A 22,872-nucleotide genomic window follows, 5' to 3' on the forward strand; every position below is an offset into this window, starting at 1 on the left:
CTTCCCGGCCCGTCCGGCCGCGTAAGCGGTGAACTCCCCTTGCGAGGGCGTTAGATTGGCTCGCTGATGGTGGACGGAACGGCTGGTCAGGGGGCAAGCGCGATGGACAGCGACGGACGGCGGGACGCGCGAGGGACGCACGCGAACCCCGTGCCCCGACCGGCGGGGTCGCCGGAGATGCCCGCCGCACCTCCCCCGCCTCCCCGGCCCGCGGGGTCTCCCGGGGCACCGCCGAGGCCGGACGGGAACGCCTTCCTGTCCTGGCTGCGCACGCCGCGGCCCGACGCGGCCCCCGGCGTGTGGCGGTTCGGGCACGAGTCGCGGCCGGAGGAGGAACCGGAGACCGTCCCCGCCCGGCAGCTGCTCGGCGGCGCCCTCATCGCCTTCCTGGTCGGCTGGCTGATCTGGTCCCTGCTCTGGAACGGCTACCTCGGCGGCTGGTGGCTGGTGCCGCTCTTCGCGATGATCCCGGACTCCTGGGCGCCGGCCCACTCCTACTCCGCCGTGGTCATCAGCTACGTCTGGTACACGGTCGTCGCCCTGGCGATCCTGGTCGGTGTCGGGCGGCTCGGCCGTTGGGGCGAGGTCTGGCGCCGGTACGGCGCCCCGCGCCTGCGCCGACCCCAGACACGGCAGGTGGTACCGCCGCCCCAGGACGACCCCGCCCAGTGGAACCAGCTCCGCGAGGCCGGGGCCGGGGATGCCGCCGAGCGGCTGGTGCGAGAGGCCGCGGCCGGGCTCATGCGGGACGTGGACCACGCGCGGATCATGCGGGCGTGGCAGGGCGTGCGCAGCGGGCGGCACAGCATGGCGACGTTCACCGGCGCGGTGCTGAAGGACGGCGCGGCGGCGTGTCTGCACCCCTCGGGGGAGCGGGACCTGCCCGGCCGGCTCGCCCGGCACGACCTGGTCACCGGCCAGGTCCGCCTGGGCGGCACCGTCGACGACCCGCGCAACCCCTACGCCTACCGGGGCACGGGCCTCGCCCTCGGCCCCGATCTGCTGGGCACGTCCCTGCTGGCCGTCGGACCCGCCGGATCGGGCAAGACCGGCAGCGTGGTCTGGCCCGTCGCCGAGTCGCTGTGCCTGCACGCGCTCGCGGGGCGGGCCGCGGTGGTGGTCGTGGGGGCGGCCGGGGCGGGCCTCGGCCCGGCCGACGCGTATGACGTCGTCGTACGCATCGGGAACCCGGAGTCCGTCTACGACCTCGACCTCTACGGCGGGACCACGGACCCCGACGAGGCCGCCGCCGTCCTCGCGGAGGCGCTCGTCGGCGACCTGGCCGACCCGCACCCCGGCGGGGACAGCCGCCGCTCCACCACCGTCCTCGCCCAGCTGCTCGGCCCGTACCGGGCGGTGCACGGGCGCTTCCCGTCGGTGCCGCAGCTGCGCCAGCTCCTGGACGGCTCTCCCGGCCCGCTGGGCGAGCTGCGCCGGGCCCTCCAGGACGCCGGGCAGGAGTCCCTGCTGCGGGAACTGGACGCGCGGGAGCGCCAGCTCGGGCACCCCGGCGACGTCGGCGGGGTCCTGGCCGACCGGGTCGCCCTCCTCGACCGGCCCGCCTTCGCCACGTTCTTCGACACCTCCGGCCAGTCCCGGCCCTTCTCCCTGCGCGCCCTCGACCACCCGGTACGGGTCCGTATCGACCTCCCCGAACGCGGCCACGCCGACGCCTCGCGCATCCTGGCGCGGCTGGTGCTCGCACAGTTCACGGCAAGCGTCGCCGTACGGGACGACCGGTCGCTGTTCGCCTGCCTCGTGCTGGACGACGCGAGCGGGGTCGTCACGCCGGAGGCCGTCCGCGGGATCCAGCGGCTGCGCTCGACCAACGCGGGCGCCGTCCTCACCCTGCGCACCCTCGACGACGTGCCCCGGCCGCTGCGCGGGCCGCTGCTCGGCGCCACCGGCTGCCGGATGGCGCTGTCCGGGCTCACCCCGTGGGACGGGCAGGACTTCGCCGAGGTCTGGGGCAAGGAGTGGACCGAGGCGCGGGACGTCACCGACCGGCAGATCATCGCCGACTCCCCGGCCGGAAAGGCCTGGCACGCCCTGCGTCGGATGATCACCGGCCACGCGCCCACGGCGCGGGCCGTGACCGTGCGCCAGGTCGAACGGGAGCGCTGGTCCGCCTCCGAACTCGCGCACGGCGTGCCCCCGGGCCACGCGGTGCTGTCGCTGACGACCGTGCGGGGCGAGCACGCGCCCCCGCTGCTGGTGGATCTGCGCGGCTGAGCGGCGGGCCGGGGCCGCTCGGTTCGAGCCATTCGGTGTGCGGTGTGGGGGACCTGTGATCGTACGGTGAGGCAGAATCGGGACAGGTCGTTCATACGCGGCGGCCAAAAGGTCACCCGAAGGCCCCGGTGGCCGCAAGCCCACGTCGACCCGAAGGTCTCATGCCCCCGACGCTCGCCTCGCTCGTCCACCACTCCACGCTCAAGCTGACCGTGCGGGCGGGCGAGGACCGCCTGGACGTGCCGGTGCGCTGGGCGCACGCCAGCGAGCTGGCCGATCCCGTGCCGTACATGGAGGGCGGGGAGCTGCTGCTGATCACCGCGCTGACACTGGACGCGGAGGATCCGGAGGCGATGCGGCGCTATGTGCGGCGGCTGGTGGGCGCCGGGGTCGTCGGGCTCGGTTTCGCCGTCGGGGTGCACTACGAGGACATCCCCGAGGCCCTCGTCGCCGCGGCCCGGGGGGAGGGGCTGCCCCTGCTGGAGGTGCCCCGGCGTACGCCCTTCCTCGCCATCAGCAAGGCGGTGTCGGCCGCCATCGCCGCCGAGCAGTACCGGGCGGTGACGGCGGGCTTCGCCGCCCAGCGGGAACTGACCCGGCAGGCGCTGACCGACGGTCCCGAGGGGCTGCTCGGCGCGCTCGCCGGGCAGGTCGACGGGTGGGCCGCCCTGTACGACGCCTCCGGCGCGGTCGTCGCGGTGGCGCCCGACTGGGCGGAGCGGCGGGCCGGCCGGCTCACCGCCGACGTCGAACGGCTGCGCGACCGCCCTGCGCCGGCCAGCGCGGTCGTCGGCGGCGAGGACCGCGTGGAACTGCACTCCCTCGGCACCGGGCGCCGGGCCCGCGCCGCCCTCGCCGTCGGCACGGCGGCGGCCCTCGGCACGGCCGAGCGGTACGCCGTGCACTCCGCGATCGCCCTGCTGACCCTCACCACGGAACGCTCGCGCTCGCTGCACGCCGCCGAGCAGCGGATCGGCGCGGCGGTGCTGCGGATGCTGCTGGCCGGGGAGTGCGACCACGCGCGCGCGGTCGCCGGGGATCTGTACGGGGAGCTGCTGGACGCCCCGTTCCGGCTGATCCTCGCGGAGTCCTCCTCGGGGCCGACGGTCGTCGTCCGCTCGGGCGGTGATCTGCTCGGACAGCTCGTCGAGGTGGTGGAAGCCGCCGCCGCGCGGGCCGGGGAGGCCGTACTCGTCGTGCCGGACGGGGAGCGGCTGGTGGTGCTCGCCGTGGACGGGGGAGCGGCGGTCGCGGCGTGCGGGGCGTTCGCGGTGGCGTTGGAGACGGCTCGGGCGGACGGGCGGGATCCGGGGGCCGGGGCGGGTGGCTCCGCCTCTGCCTCTGCCTCTGCTTCTGCCTCTGCCGAGGTCCCGGTCTCCGTCTCCGTCTCCGTCGAGGAGGAGGAGCTGGTCGTCGGGCTGTCCGCGCCCGCCGGGCCGATCGCGGCCGCCTCCGCGTACAAGCAGGCCGAGCAGGCGCTGTCCGTGGCACGGCGACGGGGGCGGTGTCTCGTCGAGCACGAGGAGCTGGCCGCTGGGTCCGTGCTGCCGCTGCTCGGTGACGACGCGGTGCGGGCGTTCGCGGACAGTCTGCTCCGGCCGCTGCGTGAGCACGACGCGACCGGGCGGGGGGATCTCGTCGCCTCGTTGCGGGCGTGGTTGTCCCGGCACGGGCAGTGGGATGCCGCTGCCGCCGATCTGGGGGTGCATCGGCATACGTTGCGGTACCGGATGCGGAGGGTGGAGGAGATCGTGGGGCGCTCGCTGGACGATCCCGATGTGCGGATGGAGTTGTGGCTGGCGTTGAAGGCGACGGCTGCCGCGGGGGAGTAGGGGGTCTTTTTCGCCCCCGCCGCCCCTACCCTTCCCATCCTTGAGGGGCTGCGCCCCTTCGGCCCCCAGACGTCCGTCCGGTGGGGGCTGGTCGCGCAGTTCCCCGCGCCCCTGAAAAGCAGGGCTGCGCCCTCTGCTTTTCAGGCCCGCAGGGCCTGAGCTTTTAGGGGCGCGGGGAACTGCGCGAGAAGCCCCACCGGACCGGCACCCGACCACCCCGCCAATCCGGCACATCCTCAAGCCGTACTCATACGTCCCGGACAAGCCGTCCTCCGCCGTCGCGGGCCTACCGTGGAGCCGGAAGACGACATGTGTACCCACCGAAGGGCCGGGATCGACTATGACCGCCACTCACGCCTTCTGGCTCGCCGGCCGTCGGGCCACCGGTGCGACCACGTTCGATGTGACGTCGCCCTGGGACGGCCGCCTGGTCGGCACGGTGAGCGTGCCGACGGACGAGCAGGTCGAAGAGGCCGTGGCCGCCGCGTACGCCGTACGGGACGAGTTCGCGGCGACGCCCGCGCATGTCCGGGCCGCCGTGCTCGACCACGTCAGCAGGAGTCTCGTCGAGCGGACCGAGGAGATCGCGCAGCTGATCTCCGCCGAGAACGGCAAGCCCATCAAGTGGGCGCGCGGCGAGGTCGGCCGGGCGGTCTCGGTGTTCCGGTTCGCCGCCGAGGAGGCCCGGCGGTTCAACGGCGGTGAGGCGCAGCGGCTCGACACCGATCTGGGCGGACAGGGGCGGCTCGCCCTCACGCGCCGCTTCCCCAAGGGCGTCGTCCTCGGGATCGCGCCCTTCAACTTCCCGCTCAACCTCTGCGCCCACAAGATCGCCCCGGCGATCGCGGCCGGTGTGCCGATCATCCTGAAGCCGGCCCCCGCCACCCCCCTGTCCGGGCTGATCATCGGTGACCTGCTCGCGGACGCGGCGACCGCGCTCCCCGCCGGGTCCTGGAGCATCCTGCCGGTCGCGAACGACCGTATGCCCGCCCTGGTCCAGGACGAGCGGCTGCCCGTGATCTCCTTCACCGGGTCCGAGAAGGTCGGTTACGCGATCATGGACTCGGCGCCGCGCAAGCACTGCACCCTGGAGCTGGGCGGCAACGGTGCGGCGGTCGTGCTCGCCGACTACGCGAGCGACGAGGACCTCGACTGGGCCGCCGGCCGCATCGCGACCTTCTCGAACTACCAGGGCGGCCAGTCCTGCATCTCCGTGCAGCGGGTGATCGCGGACGCGTCCGTGTACGACCGGCTGCTGCCGCGCATCGTCGCCGCCGTCGAGGCGCAGGTGACGGGTGACCCGTCCGACGCGGCGACCGACGTGGGCCCGCTGGTCAGCGAGGACGCCGCCCAGCGGGTCGAGGCATGGGTCCAGGAGGCGGTCGACGCCGGCGCCACCCTGCTCACCGGCGGCAAGCGTGACGGCGCCTCGTACGCGCCGACCGTCCTCGCCGACGTGCCCGCCGACGTGAACGTCTCCTGCGAGGAGGTCTTCGGGCCCGTCCTCACCGTACGGAAGGTGGAGGGGGAGGCCGCGGCCTTCGCCGCCGTCAACGACTCCAAGTACGGCCTGCAGGCGGGTGTCTTCACCCACGACCTGCAGACCGCCTTCCGGGCCCACCGCACGCTGGAGGTGGGCGGCGTGGTCATCGGGGACGTGCCGTCCTACCGCGCCGACCAGATGCCGTACGGCGGGGTGAAGCAGTCCGGCGTCGGGCGGGAGGGTGTGCGCTTCGCCATGGACGACTACACCTATGAGCGGGTGATGGTGCTGACGGGGCTCCAGCTCTGAGCGCCGTCGGAACGGCCGGGCGGCCCGCAGTTCCCGGCCACCTCTAGCTTGTGACAATCATTTTCATGTAGTCTGGGGTCAGATCCCGGGACGAAGGGGCCCGGCACCGATGCCTTCCGGTGCCGGGCCCCTTCTGTGTGCCGGCTCGCTCCGGACCCTCAGCCGGAGAAGCCGACGTGCGCCAGCCGCAGCGGGCCGCGCAGCACCACCCGCACGTCGTGCGTCCCCGCCGCCGAGAACGCGGCGCGCAGGGTCGTGTACGCGTACGGGCTGCCGGTGGGGCGGTCGAGTGTCAGCGTCGTCGGTGCCGAACCGTCGACGAGCGCGAGCTCGACGCTCCCCGCGCCCGCCGCCTCGACCGTCACCTCGGTGACCCCCGCCCCGAAGTCGCAGCCGCGATACAGCAGTTCGCCGGGCCCGTCGCCCACCGGTGTCACCGCGTCGCCGGACACCTTCGTACGGTCGACGATCTCCGTGTCACGTTGTTCGTCGAAGTCCGCCGCGTCCATGCCGCGGGTCAGCACCGGGCGCGGGGCGAGGGGTTCACCGTCGACGGTGACGGTCGTACGGAGGCGGACGTCCTCGCTGGACGCGCCGGCCAGCAGCTCGTAGGCGCCCGGCTCCAGACGCCAGGTGCCGTGGGCCACGTCCCAGAACTCCAGTACGGACAGCGGGAGCCGGAAGGTCAGCTCCGTCGAGGCACCCGGAGCGAGGGTCACACGACGGTGGCCGGCCAGCTCGCGGCGCGGGCGCGGGACCGAGGGGTCCTCGGCGCGGACGTAGAGCTGGGCGACCTCGTCGGCGGTCACGGCGCCCGTGTTGGTGACGGTGAAGGAGACCGTCAGGCCGTCGTCGTCCACCCGGGCGGCCAGGTTTCCGTAGGCGAACTCCGCGTAGGACAGGCCGTGGCCGAACGGGAACAGCGGGGTGCCCTCGAAGTAGAGGTACGTCTGGCGGGAGCCGATCACGTCGTAGTCGAGGAGGCCGGGGAGGTCGGCGTCGGCCGCGTACCAGGTCTGCGGGAGGCGGCCCGCGGGGGAGACGTCGCCGGCGAGGACCCGGGCCAGGGCGGTGCCCGCGGCCTGGCCGCCGTGCGCGGTCCACAGGGCGGCGGGCAGACCGGTGACGTCGACGGCATAGGGATAGGCCGAGACCAGGACCAGGGCCGTGTTCGGGTTGGCCGTGCGGGCCGCGCGCAGCAGCCGTTCCTGGTGGGCGGGGAGGGCGAGGGTCGTACGGTCCTCGGTCTCGCGGCCGTTGATGTGCGGGTCGTTGCCCGCGACCACGAGGACGACGTCGGCCTCGGCGGCCACCCGTGCGACGGCGGCCTCGCCGCGTTCGGTCACGACCACGTCGAAGGTTTCCGGATCACCGTCGGCAACCTTCACCCCGTCGGTGCCGACAGTGACGTACCGGCCTGTTCCCAGGTGCTTGAGGAGGTGGCCCGTTCCGTGGGGTGCGCAGGGCTCCAGGCGGAACGTCTCCTGGACGAACCAGCCCCCCGGCTGGTCGGCGGAGGCGCGCAGGAATCCGTCGTCGGCGACCGAGAGATAGCGGCCGTCCGGCGCGCGGAGGGTGAGCACGCCCTCGCCCCAGTCGACGAGGGCCAGTTCGCTGCCGTCCGGGTCCGTGGTGAGCGGCGACAGATCGGTGCGGCCGGCCAGGAGCGCCGGGTCGAGCGCCCCCTGTGCGCCGCGCACCTCGTCGGCGGCCTCCGGGGCCTCGGGGACGGACACGAACGCGCCGGTGGAGTGCGCCCGCAGGCGTACGCGGTCCACGCCCTCGGCGAACGTCACGCGCTCGGCGCCGAAGCGGTCGTACAGACCTTCGAGCGGGGTCGAGCGGTGCAGCAGGGTGCCGCTGTACCAGTCGAGCTTGCACTCGTCGGCGAGCGGACCGACGACGGCGACGCGGGTGTCGGCGGCGAGCGGCAGCAGGCCGCCCTCGTTCCTGAGCAGGACGACCGCCTGCTCCGCGGCCTCGCGGGCGAGGGCGCGGTGGGCCGGGGTGTCGAAGTCCTTGACGTCGGCGTACGGGTCGCTGCCGGGGTCGAACTCGCCGAGGCGGAAGCGGACGGAGAGCTGGCGGCGGACCGCCTCGTCGATGTCGTCCATGGTCAGCAGGGACCGGGTCAGGGCGCCCCGGACGCGTCCGGTGATCGTGGAACCGTCGGTGCCGTGGTCGGTGAAGCTGTCGACGCCGGCCCGCAACGAGGCGGCGGTTGCCTCCTCATGGGTGTCGTAGTAGTGCTCGGAGTCGACCAGGTTCGACGGCGCGCCCGCGTCCGAACAGACCAGCAGGGGCTCGGCGGTCCAGGTCCGCAGCTGCTCGGCCAGGAGGGGCGAGACGTGGTTGGGGCGGCCGTTGACCAGGTTGTAGGCGGGCATGACGCCGGCCACCGCGCCCGCCTCGACGGTCTCCCGGAAGGCGCGCAGGTCGTACTCGCGCAGGACCCGGGGGCGGACCGAGGAGGAGGAGGTGGAGCGGTCGGTCTCGTTGTTGTGCGCCAGCCAGTGCTTGAGGACCGGGGCCGTGCGCCAGTACGTGGGGTGGTCGCCGCGCAGGCCGCGCGTGTACGCGGTCGCGATCGCCGAGGTCAGCCGCGGGTCCTCCGAGTAGCCCTCCTCGTTGCGGCCCCACAGGGGGTGGCGCAGCAGGTTGACCGTGGGGGACCAGACGTTGAGGCCGACCCGGTCGTCGTGGGCCCGCATCGCGCGGACCTCCCTGGACACGGCCTCGCCGACGCGGCGCACGAGGTCCTCGTTCCAGGTGGCGCCGAGCCCGACGGCCTGCGGGAACACCGTCGCCGGCCCCATCCACGCCACCCCGTGCAGCGCCTCCTGGCCGGTACGGAACGCGGCCACCCCGAGACGGTCGACGGCGGGCGCGAACTGGTGCAGGAACGCGATCCGCTCGTCCGGGGTGAGCCGCTGGAGCAGATCGTCGATGCGCTTCGCGACCGGCAACTGCGGATCACGGAAGGGTGGCGTGGGAGTCGTCTCTGCGGTCACGTGGGGATCCCTTTGCGATGGAGCGACTAGGTGCTTTCGAAGCGCTTCGATGCTGGTTCGACGGTGGGGTGGGTGTCAAGAGACCAAGGCGCAACAGATCCGTATCCGCACCGTCATTCAGGCCGTGGAGAGCGAAGATCGGAAGAGGTTGCTCCAGTCCCCGACACCTCCGAGGAATCTGCGAATCGACCCTTGTGCACCCCCGGTCGTTCACTTAACCTCGCAGCAACATCGAAGCGCTTCGACTGCGGAGGGAACCGCTTCGCGTGCTCCCTCTCCCTCCGACGAGCATCGCTTCTGCACAGCCAGTTCTGTCGAAGACACCGCAGCCGACGGCCACCGCCGGGTGTCCTGGTGTGCGCCATGAAGGGTTGACGCAATGACGCCGAACTCCGCCCCCTCCTCCCCCAGCCGGAGAAGCTTCCTCGCTTCCACGGCGGTCGCCACCGCAGCGGTGGCCGGGGGGCTGCCCCTGCTGTCCGCCTGCGGCGGCTCGGACAGCGGCTCGCGCGAGGGCACCACCTCGGGCAAGGACGCCAAGAAGATCCTTCCGGCGTACGCGGCCAGCAACGTGGTGAAGCCGGACATCCCGTCGAAGAACGGTTCGTCGATGGGCTTCACCGCCCGGCTCGACGGCTCCGCGCTCAAGACCTCGGTCACCGAGAAGCTCGGCAAGGGCGGCAAGGTCACCATCATGTCGCCGTTCTGGGGCTCGCCGCCCAAGAGCGACAACTCCTACTACACGTCGATGAACGACCTGATCGGCGTCGACGTCCGGTGGCGGAACCAGGACGGCAACACCTACGACCAGAAACTCGGCGCGGTCCTCGCCTCCAGCGACGTCCCGGACATGGTCGTCATCCCCGGCTGGAACATGATGGGCAAGATACCCAGCGCCATCATCGGGAAGTTCGCCGACCTCGGCCCGTACCTCTCCGGGGACAAGGTCGAGGAGTACCCCAACCTCGCCGCGATCCCCAGCGACGCCTGGCAGCGCTCCATCTTCGGCGGCAAGCTGATGGGCCTGCCGATGCCCGCCCCGTCCGTGGCGACCATCGTGCCCCTCTACCGCCAGGACATCTTCGACGAGGAGGGCTACGAAGTCCCCCGGTCCTCCGAGGAGTTCATGGCGTTGTGCAAGGACATCACCAACGCCCGGGCCAAGCGGTGGGCCTGCGGCGACATGAAGTGGACCGCGATGAACAACTTCGGGGTGATCGGGGGCGGGGAGAAGCCGCTCTGGTGGAACCTGGTCGACGGCAAGCTGATCAACCGCATCGAGACCCCGGAGTACCTCGAAGCCATCGAGTGGACGCGCAAGCTGTTCGCCGCCGGAGTCGTCCACCCCAACTTCAAGCTGGGCAAGAGCCAGATCGCCGACCCGGCGCCCAAGTTCGCCTCCGGCGAGTTCCTGATCTGGAACAACAACATCGTCAACTGGTACGGCCAGCAGGCCTCACAGATCACGCAGAACCCCGACTTCAAGATCTGGGGCATGGACATCTGGGGGCACGACGGCGGTGATCCGGTGCTGTACGCCGGGAACCCGGCCGGCATCTTCTCCTTCGTCAGCAAGAAGGCCTCCGAGTCCGTCATCCGGGACGCGCTGGCGATCGCCAACGTCACCGCGGCGCCGTACGGCACCAAGGAGTGGATGATGACCAACTACGGCGTCGAGGGCACGCACTACACGATCAAGAACGGCGTCCCCGTCAAGAACGACAAGGGCAACAACGAGGTGCTCAACGCCTACGTCATGGTGGCGAGCCCGGCCGCGACGACCGCCCACCCGGACATGCCGGACTACACCAAGGCCATGGTCGAGTGGGAGCAGCGGATGGGCGCCTTCACCACGAAGACGCCCTTCTGGGGCCTGCAGATCACCGAGCCCTCCCGCTACACCAACCTCGCCAACGACTTCGAGCAGCTCGAGGACGACATCATCCGCGGGCACAAGAAGATCAGCGACATGCAGCAGGCCGTGTCCGACTGGAAGAGCAAGGGCGGCGACAAGCTGCGCGACTGGTACAAGAAGCTCCTCGACGAGAACGGCTCGGCGGCGAGCTGACCAGGCCCTGAGGCAAGGAGAGCGGCTGTGTCCCACAGCACGGTGCCTCGCAGCAGAGCCGAGGCCAGCCCGCCGGAGAAGACCCGGGTGACGTCCGGCGGCCCCACCGGCTCACCCGGAAGACGTCCCCCGGAGCAGCTGAGCCGGCGGCTCAGGTTCCGACGCGACCGCGTCCTGCTCCTGATGACGCTGCCGGCCGTCGTGCTGGTCCTGGTCTTCAACTACCTGCCGGTCCTCGGCAACATCGTCGCCTTCCAGGACTACGACCCCTACATCAGCGACAACGGCATCGTCTCCATGCTGCACAGCCCCTTCGTGGGCCTGGAGAACTTCCAGCGGATCTTCGAGGACTCGGCCTTCTGGAACGCCGTCCAGAACACCCTGGTGCTGTTCATCGTCCAGCTCGTGCTGTTCTTCCCGATCCCGATCCTGCTCGCGCTGCTCATCAACAGCGTGGTCCGGCCCCGGGTGCGGGCCGTCGCGCAGGCCGTGCTCTACCTGCCGCACTTCTTCTCCTGGGTGCTCGTCATCGCCGTCTTCCAGCAGATGTTCGGCGGCGCGGGGATGCTCTCCCAGTTGCTGCGTCAGAACGGCTACGACGGCCTCGACATCATGACCAACCCGGACACCTTCGCGTTCCTGATCACCGCGCAGAGCGTGTGGAAGGACGCCGGGTGGGGGATCATCGTCTTCCTCGCCGCACTGGCGTCGGTGCCCACGGACCACTACGAGGCCGCCGCGATGGACGGCGCCGGACGATGGCGCCGCATGTGGCACGTCACGCTGCCCGCCCTGCGTCCCGTGATCGCCCTGCTGCTCGTGCTGCGTGTCGGCGACGCCCTGACCGTCGGGTTCGAACAGATCCTGCTGCAACGCGACGGCGTCGGACCGGGGGCGGGAGAGGTCCTCGACACCTTCGTCTGGTGGAACGGCGTGCGCAACCAGGACTTCGGCTACGCGGCCGCCGCCGGACTCGTCAAGGGCGTGGTCAGCATCGGCCTGGTCCTCGCCGCGAACAAGGTGGCCCACCTCATGGGCGAAGCGGGGGTGTACAAGAAATGACATCCGTGATGGCGCGGCCGCGTCAGGACACCGGGCCGGACCGGCGGGAGCCCGCACCCCGCTGGTGGCAGGCCCCGCCCCGGCCGTCCTGGGAGGAGGCGCCCTCGAAGGCCGGCCTGGCGGGCAAGGGGATCGCCCTGTCGTTCGCCTGCCTGGCGGTCCTCTTCCCCCTGTGGATCGTGGTCGTCACCAGTCTGTCGTCGCGGAAGACCATCGACGAGGCGGGCGGCCTGGTGATGGTGCCCAAGGGCATCACCTTCATCGCCTACGAGGAACTGCTCAGCGGCGGCCAGGTCACCCGCGCCGCGGTCATCAGCGTCCTCATCACCCTGGTCGGCACGCTGTTCTCCATGGCGGTGTCCGTCCTGTGCGCCTACGGCCTCTCGCGCACCGGGTCCTTCGGCCACCGCTGGATCCTGATGACGCTGCTGGCGACCATGTTCTTCAGCGCGGGGCTCATCCCGACCTATCTGCTGGTGCAGTCGCTCGGCCTGATGGACTCCTACCTCGCGCTGATCCTGCCGAGCGCGGTGAGCATCTTCAACATCCTGGTGCTGCGCGGCTTCTTCATGGGGATCTCCCAGGAACTCATCGACAGCGCGCGCATCGACGGAGCCGGTGACGTCCGGATCCTCTGGCAGATCGTCATGCCGCTGTCCCGGGCGGTCCTCGCCGTGATCACGCTGTTCTACGCCGTCGGGTACTGGAGCGCCTGGTTCAACGCGTCGATCTACCTGAACGACCAGGACATGATGCCGCTGCAGAACGTCATGATCCAGCTCGTGCAGAAGCAGGAGGCCCCGGTGGGGCTGAGCCAGGCCATCAGGACCGGTCAGCTGTCGGGGCTGGCCATCCAGATGGCGGTCATGGTGATGGCCCTGCTCCCCGTCGCCGTCCTGTCCCCCTTCGTCCAGAAGCACTTCAAGAAGGGCATGCTCACCGGCGCGGTCAAGGGCTGACCGGGGCGCCTGACAGCTCGGGGGGCGCGCGTTCGGGGGCGGGTGCGAGCAGTGGGGGCTGTTCGCGCAGTTCCCCGCGCCCCTTGGCGGCATGGGTCGCGCCCCGGGCTTCAAGGGGCGCGGGAACTGCGCGAGCAACCACGCACCACCCGCACCCGCCGATGAACCCGTACCCCCGAGCTCCTTAGGCGCCCACCCCCATCCCCCTCCCCGTAAAAACGAGGTATGTCATGCGCACCCCACAGCCGAGCCGCCGCACCGTACTCGCCGGCACCGCAGCCGCCGCGGCCCTCACCACCCTCCCCGTACCGACAGCCCAGGCACACGCCACCGGGGTCCACGACCGCCCCACCACCGGGCGTTACCGATGGCGCACCGCCGTGATCGGCGGCACCGGCTTCGTCACCGGCGTCCTCTTCCACCCCGCGAGGCGCGGCCTCGCCTACGCCCGCACCGACATCGGCGGCGCCTACCGCTGGGACGACCACAAGGCCCGCTGGACCCCGCTGACCGACCACCTCGGCTGGGACGACTGGAACCTCCTCGGCGTGGAGGCCATCGCCGTCGACCCCGCCCATCCGGACCGCCTCTACCTCGCCCTCGGCACCTACACCCAGTCCTGGGCCGGCGACGGCGCGATCCTCCGCTCCGAGGACCGCGGCGCCACCTGGACCCGTACCGACCTCACCGTCAAGCTCGGCGCCAACGAGGACGGCCGGGGCACGGGCGAGCGCCTGCTCGTCGACCCGCGCGACAGCGACACCCTGTGGCTGGGCACCCGGCACGACGGCCTGCTCAGATCGACCGACCGGGGAGCCACCTGGGCGACGGCGACCGGCTTCCCGGCGACCCCCAGCGCCTCCGGACAGGGCGTCACCCTGCTCGTCGCCGCCGGACGCACCGTCTACGCCGGCTGGGGCGACGGCGACGGCACCACCGCCAACCTCTTCCGGACCGGCGACGGCACCACCTGGGAAGCCGTCCCCGGCCGTCCCACCGGCACCTCCGCCAGGGTGCCGATCCGCGCCGCGTACGACAGGCACTCCCGCGAGCTGTACGTGACGTACGCCGACGCGCCCGGCCCCAACGGCCAGTCCGACGGCAGTGTGCACAAGCTCCGCACCACCACCGGCAAGTGGACCGAGGTGACCCCGGTGAAGCCCGGCGGCACCACCAGCGACGGTGGCACCGACTCCTTCGCCTACGGCGGGGTGGCCGTCGACGCCCGGCGCCCCGGCACGGTGGTCGTCTCGACCAACAACCGCTGGGCCGAGATCGACACCGTGTTCCGGACCTCCGACGGCGGCCGCACCTGGACGTCCCTCAAGGACTCCGCCGTCCTTGACGTGTCCGAGACGCCGTATCTCAAGTGGGGCGCCGAAAAACCGAAGTTCGGCTGGTGGATCCAGGCCCTCGCCCTCGACCCGTACGACTCGAAGCACCTCGTGTACGGCACCGGCGCGACGCTCTACGGCACCCGCGACCTGAAGCGCTGGGCGCCGCAGATCCGGGGCCTGGAGGAGACGTCCGTACGCCAGCTGATCTCGCCGCCGACCGGCGAGGCGCACCTGATCAGCGGCAGCGGGGACATCGGCACGATGTACCACGAGCGGCTCACGGCGTCCCCCTCGCGCGGCATGGCCTCCAACCCCGTGTTCGCGACGGCGACGGGACTCGCGCAGGCCGCGGCGAAGCCGTCGTACGTGGTCCGCACCGGCTGGGGCGACCACGGCAACGGCTCCTGCTCCCGCGACGGCGGGCGGACCTGGGTGCCCTTCGCATCCCAGCCCGGCATCGCCAAGGACGCCCCCGGACCGATCGCCACCAACGCCGACGGCACCGCGCTGCTGTGGTCGTTCGTGCACTGGGACGGCACGAAGTACGCCGCCCACCGCTCCGCCGACAACGGCGCCACCTGGACCGAGGTCCCCTCCTTCCCCAAGGGCGCCACACCGGTCGCCGACCCGGCCGACCCGGGCCTCTTCTACGCGTACGACACCGACACGGGAACGCTGTACGCCGCCACCGACGGCGGCCGTACCTTCGTGGCCCGCGCGACCGGACTGCCGCGAGGGGACAGCCAGTTCAAGCTGGCCGCGGCGCCCGGACGCACCGGTGACCTCTGGCTGAGCGCGAAGGAGAACGGGCTGTACCGCTCCACCGACGGCGGGGCGACCTTCGCGAAGGTCGACGGCTGCCGGGCCTCGTACACCCTCGGCTTCGGCAAGGCCGCCAAGGGCGCCTCCTACCCGGCGGTCTACCAGGTCGGCTCGACGGGTGCCGGCACCGCCGTCCTGCGCTCCGACGACGGCGCGAGGACCTGGACCCGCGTCAACGACGACGCCCACCAGTGGGGCTGGACCGGCGAGGCCATCACCGGCGACCCGCGCCTGTACGGCCGTGTGTACCTGGCCACGAACGGGCGCGGCATCCAGTACGGGGACCCGGTCTGATGTCCGGGCCGGCACGACCGACCCTGGCCGACGCCACCCGCGGACGGGTCCTCTTCGGCGGTGACTACAACCCCGAGCAGTGGCCCGAGGAGGTGTGGCACGAGGACATCCGCCTGATGCGGGAGGCCGGCGTCACCACCGTCACCCTCGGCGTCTTCTCCTGGGCGAAGCTCGAACCGCGGCCAGGGGCACGGGAGTTCGGCTGGCTGGACACGCTGATGGACCTGATGCACGCGAACGGCGTCGGCGTCGTCCTGGCCACCCCCACCTCCTCCCCGCCGCCGTGGATGGGCCGCCTCCACCCCGAGACCCTCCCGCGCGACGAGAACGGGCAGGTCGAGTGGTGGGGCTCCCGCCAGCACTTCTCCCACTCCTCCGCCACCTACCGCCGCTATGCCGCCGCCATCACCGAGGACCTGGCCGCCCGCTACGCCGGCCACCCGGCCCTCATCCTGTGGCACATCAACAACGAGTACTGCACCTACGACTGGGGCGACGAGGCGGCGGGCTCCTTCCGCGACTGGCTCCGCCGCAGGTACGGCACCCTCGACGCGCTCAACCGGGCCTGGGGCACGGCCTTCTGGGGCCAGGGCTACGACGGCTGGCACGAGATCATCCCCCCGCGCCGCGCCCACTACCTGCGCAACCCCACGCACATGCTCGACTTCAAGCGCTTCACGAGCGACATGCTCCTGGAGTGCTACCTCGCCGAACGTGACATCGTCCGCCGGCACACCCCGCACATCCCGGTCACCACCAACTTCATGCCGATGTGGGCGGGCCAGGACGCGTGGCGCTGGGCCGAGGAGGAGGACGTCGTCTCGGTCGACATCTACCCGGACCCGCGGGACCCGCTCGGCGCGCAGCACGGGGCGCTCGTCCAGGACATGACCCGCTCCCAGGCGGGCGGCGGACCGTGGATGCTCATGGAGCAGGCGGCCGGTCCGGTCAACTGGCGCGGCGTCAACCATCCCAAGCCGCGCGGCCTCAACCGCCTCTGGTCCCTCCAGGCGGTCGCCCGGGGCGCGGACGCCGTCTGCTACTTCCAGTGGCGGCAGTCCCGGCAGGGCGCGGAGAAGTTCCACTCCGGCATGGTTCCTCACGCGGGAGAGCAGGGGCGCACGTACCAGGAGGTCAGACGGATCGGCGCCGATCTGGCCGCCGTGGGACCGGCGGTGGCGGGCCGGCCCCTCCACGCCGAGGTGGCGGTGCTGTTCGACTGGAACTCCTGGTGGGCCGGAGACCACGAGGGCCGGCTCTCGTCCGAGGTCGACCTCGCCCAGGTCGTCCGGTCCTGGCACCGCGCCCTGTGGGAGTCGAACCTCACGACCGCCTTCGCCCACCCCGAGCACGACCTCTCCGGGTACCGGCTGGTCGTCGTGCCGCAGCTCTACCTGCTCACCGACGCGGCCGTCGAGAACCTCCTCGCGTACGCACGGGGCGGCGGCACCCTCGTCAGCGGCTTCCTGACCGGCATCGCCGACGAGGACGACCGCGTACGACCCGGCGGCATGGACGCGCGGCTCCGCGACCTCTTCGGCATCCGCAACCTGCACGAGTGGTGGCCGCTGGACCCCGGGGAGGAGGTCGGTTGCGAGGGTCCCCGGGGCGTGTTCCGGGGATCGCTGTGGTCCGAGGAGATCGAGGCGGCGGACGCGGACGAGATCTTCCCCTACAAGGGCGGTGAACTCGACGGGCTGCCGGCGGTGTTGCGCAGCGGCCGTGCCTGGTACGTCTCCACGCTGCCGGAACCGGCCGCGCTGCGGGACCTGTTGGCTCGCGTCGCGGCCGACGCCGGGGTGCGGCCCGTGCTGGACCGGTTGCCCGACGGGGTCGAGGCGGTCCGGCGCGGCGATGTGCTCTTCGTGCTCAACCACGGCCGCGACGCGGTCACCGTCGAGGTGCCGGGCACCTTCCGCGACCTGCTCACGGGGGCGGTCGTCACCGGCACGCTGTCCCTCGGCCGGTACGGCGTGGCGGTGCTGAGGTAACCCGGACTTCCTCCGGCGCCGGAACGTGCGTGGCGATCGACCCGGTCGCCGGAGAAGGCCGCGTCCTCACCCCGGGGGCGCGGTGGCTCCCCACCCCATCCCCCCACCCATGGAAGGAACGACACCCATGGCAACACGCACCCGCACTCGTACCCGCTCCCGCACCCCGGGCCGGATCGGCAAGGTCCTGTTGGCCCCCGCCCTCGCCTTCGGTGCCACCGTCGGCCTCGCCTCCGCCCCCGCCTCGGCCGCCGTCTGGAACACCTGCGACCAGTGGGGCAACACGAGCCTCAACGGCTACACCCTCTACAACAACATCTGGGGCTCCGGCGCCGGCAGCCAGTGCGTCTGGGCCAACTCCGGTACCAACTGGGGGGTCTGGGCCAACCACCCCAACACCGGCGGCATCAAGTCGTACCCCAACTCCAAGAAGGTGATCAACAAGTCGATCACCTCGCTCGGTTCGCTCAACAGCAGCTACAACGTCACGGTCCCGTCCTCGGGCGCGTACAACACCTCGTACGACGTCTGGGACACGGACCACGACTACGAGATCATGCTCTGGGTCAATCACAACGGTGCCGTCGGCGCCCTCGGCAGCTTCCAGCAGAGCGTGTCGGTCGGCGGTCACAGCTGGAACGTCTACAAGGGCCGGGCCTACCGGTCCGACGGCACGTACTGGGACGTGATCTCGTTCCTGCGCACCTCGGACTCGACCTCCGGCACGGTCCAGATCCTCCCCGTCCTGAAGTGGATCAAGGACACCAAGGGCTGGATGGGCAACGAGACCATCGGCGACGTGCAGTTCGGTTTCGAGGTCACCTCGTCCTCCGGCGGTCTGAACTTCACCGCCAACAACCTGACGGTCAGCAGCAGTTGACGCACCGGCGTCGCTGATCCGTGGACGAGACCGGGCCGGTGCCGCACCCTCGCGCGGCACCGGCCCGGGCCGCCCCGGTCCCGGTCCCGCCCTCCGGCGTCAGCCTGATCAGCACCCCCCGGGGGCAGCAGACCGCTCGGCCGCGCCCCTGAGCGAAGGCGGTCAACCCGCCCGCGGGATCGTAGAGTTCGCTCGTGAGCCGCTCCCACCCGTCACCGCAGTGCCCTGTCGCGCGCCGTCCGTCGCCGGAGGCACCCGTGCGCATCCTTCGGCGCTCTCTCTTGACGTCCCACGTGTGACCGGTCACAATCCTGTTATGAATGTGAGCGGTCACACGAAACGCCCGGCGAGCATCAGGGACGTCGCGACCGCCGCCGGGGTCTCGTACCAGACCGTCTCCCGGGTGATCAACAATCACCCCAGCGTCAAGCACACGACGCGGGAGCGGGTGCAGGCGGCCATCGACGAGCTGGGCTTCCGGCGGAACGCCACCGCACACGCGCTGGCCAGCGGGCGCACCCGGGCCGTGACCGTGCTGACCGCCAACACCACGCACTACGGCTACGCCTCCATCCTCCAGGGCATCGAGGAGGCGGCGCGGGCGGCGTCCTACGCGGTCGGCATCGGTGTCCTGGAGTCGGCGGACGAGGCCGCGGTCGCCGCCGAGGTGCGGCGGGCGGCGGACGCCGGCGGCGGCCTCATCGTGATCGCCTACGACCCCGCCGGTGTGGCGGCCCTCGGCGCGGTCCCCGCCGCACTGCCGGTCGTCGGCGTCGTCGAGACCCCCGCGAGCCCGCCCGGAGGCGACCGCCCCTGGGTGTGGACCGACGACCGCGAGGCCGCCTACGAGGCCACCCGTCATCTGCTCGACCTCGGCCACGAGACCGTGCACTACGTCGCGATCCCGTCCAGCACCCGGCGCACCAGCGCGGCCCGGACCACCGGCTGGCGGCAGGCGCTCAGGGCGGCCGGGGCGCCGGAACCCCGTCCGCTGCAAGGGAACTGGGGTCCGGCGGGCGGTCACGCCGCCGGGCTCAGGCTGGCGAGGGACCCGTCGGTCACCGCGGTCCTCTGCGGCAACGACGACCTCGCGCTCGGTGTGCTGCGCGCGCTGCACGAGGCGGGGCGGTCCGTTCCCGGGGAGGTGAGCGTCGCCGGCTTCGACGACGCACCGCACTCCGCCTATCTGACCCCGTCCCTGACGACCGTACGCCTCGACTTCACCGGTCTCGGGCGGGCCGCGTTCGCCCTGCTGCACGGGGTCGTGGAGGAGTCCGCGCAGATCGCCCCGCACCCCGTCTCCGTGCCCGAACTGGTGGTGCGGGAGAGTGCGGGCCCGCCGCCGGACAGGCGCTGACCACCGCGACGACCCGGACGCGCACCGCTGTTCCGCATCCTGCCCCGCCCTGAACCACCCGTTCTCGAAAGGCGTGCGAGCGATGAAGTCAGGAGCCCTCCCGACGCCGGCCCTCAGCCACGCGCCCGGCTGCGTCGGCCGGGGCCGGCGGGGACCGGGCCCGGAATGACCGCCGTCCACACCGGGATGTTCCCCTCCCCGCGAGCTGCTCCATGACGGGCCTCGTCCGCGCCGTCCCCGAGGCGCCGCAGGAGGACGGACCGAGGGGGCGAAACGAGCGACGGCTTCTCCTCCTTCGTCCTCGGCTGCGGCGAACGGGCCGTCCTCCGCTCGGCCTCCACGAGGTCGCGAGCGCGCGGCTCCACCCCGACATCCGGCATCTCGCCCCCGCGTACGTCGCGGCGGCGAGCCTGCCGATGGCCGCCGTCCTCCTCGTGGGCCGGCGGAAGTGCGTGTCCGGAATCACCAGTGGAGCCGTCATATGACCGGAGGTCCAGCAGCGTGAGCCCCCACACCGGAACGAGCACCCCCACGCGATCCCGCACCAGAACCGCCCTGGTCACAGCATTGCTTGGAGTCACCGCCATGGCAGGCAGCACCCTCCCCGCGACCGGAACGGCCACAGCCGCGCCAGCAGCCCCGCAGCGCCTCTCCGTCGACCTCTCCGCCTCCGAGGGCCCGGTGATGCTCGGCGCCAACGGCGCGCTCTACGGGCTCAGCGACGACGGCGTGCCCAGCGACGCGGCCCTCGCCCCGCTGAAGATCACCAGCATCTCGCAGAAGCCGGAGGGCGGCGCCCAGCACCCCAACGGCGACGCGCTCACCGTCTCGAAGTCGTTCTTCCGCAACGGCGGCGGCGAGATCAACGTGATGATGCAGGACATCTACGCCAAGTGGCCGTACGAGGACCTCGGCATCGACGACTACCTCCCCAAGGTCGACAGAATCGTCAAGGAGGTATCGGCCGACCCGAACAGCGACCGCTTCGTCTACATCCCGTTCAACGAGCCCGACCAGATCTGGTACAAGCTCGACGTCGCCGACCAGGCGCGGTACGAGGTGAACCGCGACCGGTTCTTCCGCGACTGGAAGACGGTCTACGAGCGCATCCGCGCCATCGACCCCGACGCGCGGATCGCCGGCCCCAACGAGGCCGCCTACCACACCCGTCTGCTGAGGGACTTCCTCGCCTTCGCCAAGCGCGAGAACGTCCTGCCCCAGGTGATGACCTGGCACGAGCTGGGCTCCGGCTCCCTGCGGGACTTCCAGGCCCACCACGACGACTACCGGGCCCTGGAGCGGGCGGCGGGCATAGCCCCGCTGAAGATCAACATCGACGAGTACGCCAACCGCCGCGACCTCTCCGTCCCCGGTCAACTCGTCCAGTGGGTCTCGATGTTCGAGCGGAACAAGGTGTACGCCAACCAGGCCTACTGGGACGCGGCCGGCAACATGGACGGCAACGTCGTCCGCTCCAACATCCCCAACGGCGGCTGGTGGTTCTTCCGTTGGTACGCGGGCCTGACCGGAGACACCGTCGAGGTCACCCCGCCGCAGGCGAACACCGTCGACACCCTCCAGGGCCTGGCCTCCCTCGACACCTCCCGCCGCCAGGCCCAGGTCCTGCTGGGCGGCTCCGCCGACGACACGGACGTCGTGGTCCGGAAGATCCCCCGGTCCCTCTTCGGCCGCACGGTCACCGCGACCGTCGCCGAGGCCGCCTGGTCCGGGTACGAGGGTCAGCACGCCGCCCCGCGCGTCCTGTCCCGGACGAAGGTGAGCATCGCGGACGACGGCACGGTGACCGTCCCGCTGCGCGGCCTGCACCGGATGTCGGCCTACCGCGTCGTCCTCACCCCCGGCGGCCACGGCACCCCCGCCACCCCCTCCGTCCCCTGGACCGCCTCCTACGAGGCCGAGGACGCCACGATCACCGACGGCAAGGTCTACACCCAGGGCACGGTGAGCAACGCCAACGGCTACGCCGCCTCCGGCACCAAGGACGTCGGCTCCCTCAACCAGCCCGGCAGCAAGGTCGACTTCACGGTCTCGGTCCCGCAGGACGGCACCTACGACCTGGCGATCCTGTACGGCAACCAGTCCGGGACCCCGGCCACCCAGCGGCTGACGGTCGACGGCGGCGACCCGGTCACCGTCACCTACCCCTCCACCGAGAACTGGACCTACCGCGCCAAGAAGGACCTCACCGTCCGGCTCACCGCCGGAACACACCGGCTGACCCTGGCCAAGGGCGACACCGAGGTCACCCTCGACCGCATCGACCTCACCGCCCGCGCCGGCGAGCCCGCCGCCTCCTACGAGGCCACCCTCGCCGACATCAGCGGCAGGCCGTCGTACGACTACTCCTCCTCCAAGGGCGTCGGCACCGGCGAACTGGTGCTGCGCTCCGGCGACCGGGCCGTCTTCGACGTGTACGCCCCCCGCGACGGCTACTACCGGGTCGTCCCCCGGGCGTCGGCGCCGGTGCGGCTCGCCCTGCACGGGCAGTCGGTGGCCGCGGTGCCCGAGCGGCCGCTGCGGCTGTACCTGGTGGCGGGCAACAACCGGATCACCGCGACCGCCAGGCACGCCGGCCTGCGCTCCCTCGACGTCACCGGCGCCGGCTCGGCCACCGGCACCCTCGCCTACGAGGCCGCCGCGGCCACGCTCACCGGCGGAGCCAGGCTCGTCGACTCCGCGCACGCCTCGTCCGGCGCCTACATCGGACAGCTCGGCAACAGCGCTGACAGCACAGCCGAGTTCACGGTGAACGCCCCCACTGCGGGCCGCCACATCCTGGTCGTCCACTACGCGCACAACGACCGCCGCGACAACGGCCACGCCTACAACACCGACATCATGTCCCGTACGGCGGACATCACGGTCGGGACGGCCGGGCCACGCACGGTCACCTTCAAGAACACCTGGGGCTGGGACGACTACTGGACCGTCGGCGTCCCGGTCGACCTGAGGAAGGGCGCCAACAAGGTGACCATCGGCAACGCCGGTGCCTGGGCGCCGAACATCGACCGGATCGAGGTGGGCCGGGTCATCGGCTAGGGGCCTTCTGACGGGTCTCCGTGGGAGAAGGAGCGGCGTTCGGTGCGTGCTCTCGGCGTGCCGGGCGGAAGACCTCGTACTGGACGTACGTGGGCTTTGGCCCGGTGTGGCGAGAGGGCGTGCCGGGCGTCGCGACGCCGCGGAGATCCGTCAGCAAGGCCCTGGCCCGCCGCAC

12 protein-coding genes are annotated in these 22,872 nt (G+C 71.9%); 11 read left to right on the plus strand and 1 reads right to left on the minus strand.

Going from position 1 to position 22,872, the window contains the following annotated elements; genetic code table 11:
- Positions 1-102: 102 nt before the first annotated feature.
- From ACFU5F_RS27765 to ACFU5F_RS27775, 3 genes are all read left to right on the plus strand, one after another.
- Complete coding sequence (locus ACFU5F_RS27765) at positions 103-2,232, plus strand: ATP-binding protein (protein WP_383892695.1); 2,130 nt, start codon at positions 103-105, stop codon at positions 2,230-2,232.
- Positions 2,233-2,393: 161 nt separating this feature from the next.
- Positions 2,394-4,064, plus strand: coding sequence for a PucR family transcriptional regulator (locus ACFU5F_RS27770; protein WP_383892698.1), 1,671 nt, complete (start codon positions 2,394-2,396; stop codon positions 4,062-4,064).
- A 340-nt stretch (positions 4,065-4,404) separates the two neighbouring features.
- Positions 4,405-5,856, plus strand: a complete 1,452-nt coding sequence (locus tag ACFU5F_RS27775; RefSeq protein ID WP_383892701.1) for an aldehyde dehydrogenase family protein — start codon at positions 4,405-4,407, stop codon at positions 5,854-5,856.
- Between the two features lie 158 nt (positions 5,857-6,014).
- Here the strand turns inward: ACFU5F_RS27775 and ACFU5F_RS27780 are convergent, their stop codons facing one another.
- Entirely contained in the window at positions 6,015-8,867 is a 2,853-nt protein-coding gene (locus tag ACFU5F_RS27780) for a glycoside hydrolase family 3 C-terminal domain-containing protein (RefSeq protein ID WP_383892704.1), read from the minus strand.
- Between the two features lie 379 nt (positions 8,868-9,246).
- Here ACFU5F_RS27780 and ACFU5F_RS27785 point away from each other — a divergent pair, with 379 nt between their 5' ends.
- The 8 genes from ACFU5F_RS27785 (at position 9,247) to ACFU5F_RS27820 (ending at position 22,697) form a co-directional block, all read left to right on the plus strand.
- Positions 9,247-10,935, plus strand: a complete 1,689-nt coding sequence (locus ACFU5F_RS27785; RefSeq protein WP_383892707.1) for an extracellular solute-binding protein — start codon at positions 9,247-9,249, stop codon at positions 10,933-10,935.
- Between the two features lie 27 nt (positions 10,936-10,962).
- Positions 10,963-11,997, plus strand: a complete 1,035-nt coding sequence (locus tag ACFU5F_RS27790) for an ABC transporter permease (protein WP_383892709.1) — start codon at positions 10,963-10,965, stop codon at positions 11,995-11,997.
- Positions 11,994-12,956 carry a carbohydrate ABC transporter permease gene (locus tag ACFU5F_RS27795; RefSeq protein WP_383892712.1) on the plus strand — a complete coding sequence of 321 codons (963 nt, stop codon included), beginning with the start codon at positions 11,994-11,996 and terminating at the stop codon, positions 12,954-12,956. The genes ACFU5F_RS27790 and ACFU5F_RS27795 overlap by 4 nt, the downstream gene beginning before the upstream one ends.
- 230 nt (positions 12,957-13,186) lie before the next feature.
- Entirely contained in the window at positions 13,187-15,409 is a 2,223-nt protein-coding gene (locus tag ACFU5F_RS27800; protein ID WP_383892715.1) for a 1,4-beta-glucanase, read from the plus strand.
- The gene (locus ACFU5F_RS27805) at positions 15,409-17,400 is read left to right on the plus strand and encodes a beta-galactosidase (RefSeq protein ID WP_383892718.1); all 1,992 of its coding nucleotides are present in this window, start codon (positions 15,409-15,411) and stop codon (positions 17,398-17,400) included. The genes ACFU5F_RS27800 and ACFU5F_RS27805 overlap by 1 nt, the downstream gene beginning before the upstream one ends.
- 127 nt (positions 17,401-17,527) lie before the next feature.
- Positions 17,528-18,280: a hypothetical protein gene (locus ACFU5F_RS27810; protein WP_383892721.1), complete on the plus strand. Its 753-nt coding sequence runs from the start codon at positions 17,528-17,530 to the stop codon at positions 18,278-18,280.
- Positions 18,281-18,596: 316 nt separating this feature from the next.
- Positions 18,597-19,637, plus strand: coding sequence for a LacI family DNA-binding transcriptional regulator (locus tag ACFU5F_RS27815; RefSeq protein WP_383892724.1), 1,041 nt, complete (start codon positions 18,597-18,599; stop codon positions 19,635-19,637).
- Positions 19,638-20,222: 585 nt separating this feature from the next.
- Positions 20,223-22,697 (plus strand): CBM35 domain-containing protein, encoded by a 2,475-nt coding sequence (locus ACFU5F_RS27820; protein WP_383892727.1) that lies wholly within the window; start codon positions 20,223-20,225, stop codon positions 22,695-22,697.
- The last annotated feature ends 175 nt before the right edge of the window (positions 22,698-22,872 follow it).

This window comes from Streptomyces sp. NPDC057438 (assembly GCF_042802995.1).
Classification (GTDB): Bacteria; Actinomycetota; Actinomycetes; order Streptomycetales; family Streptomycetaceae; genus Streptomyces.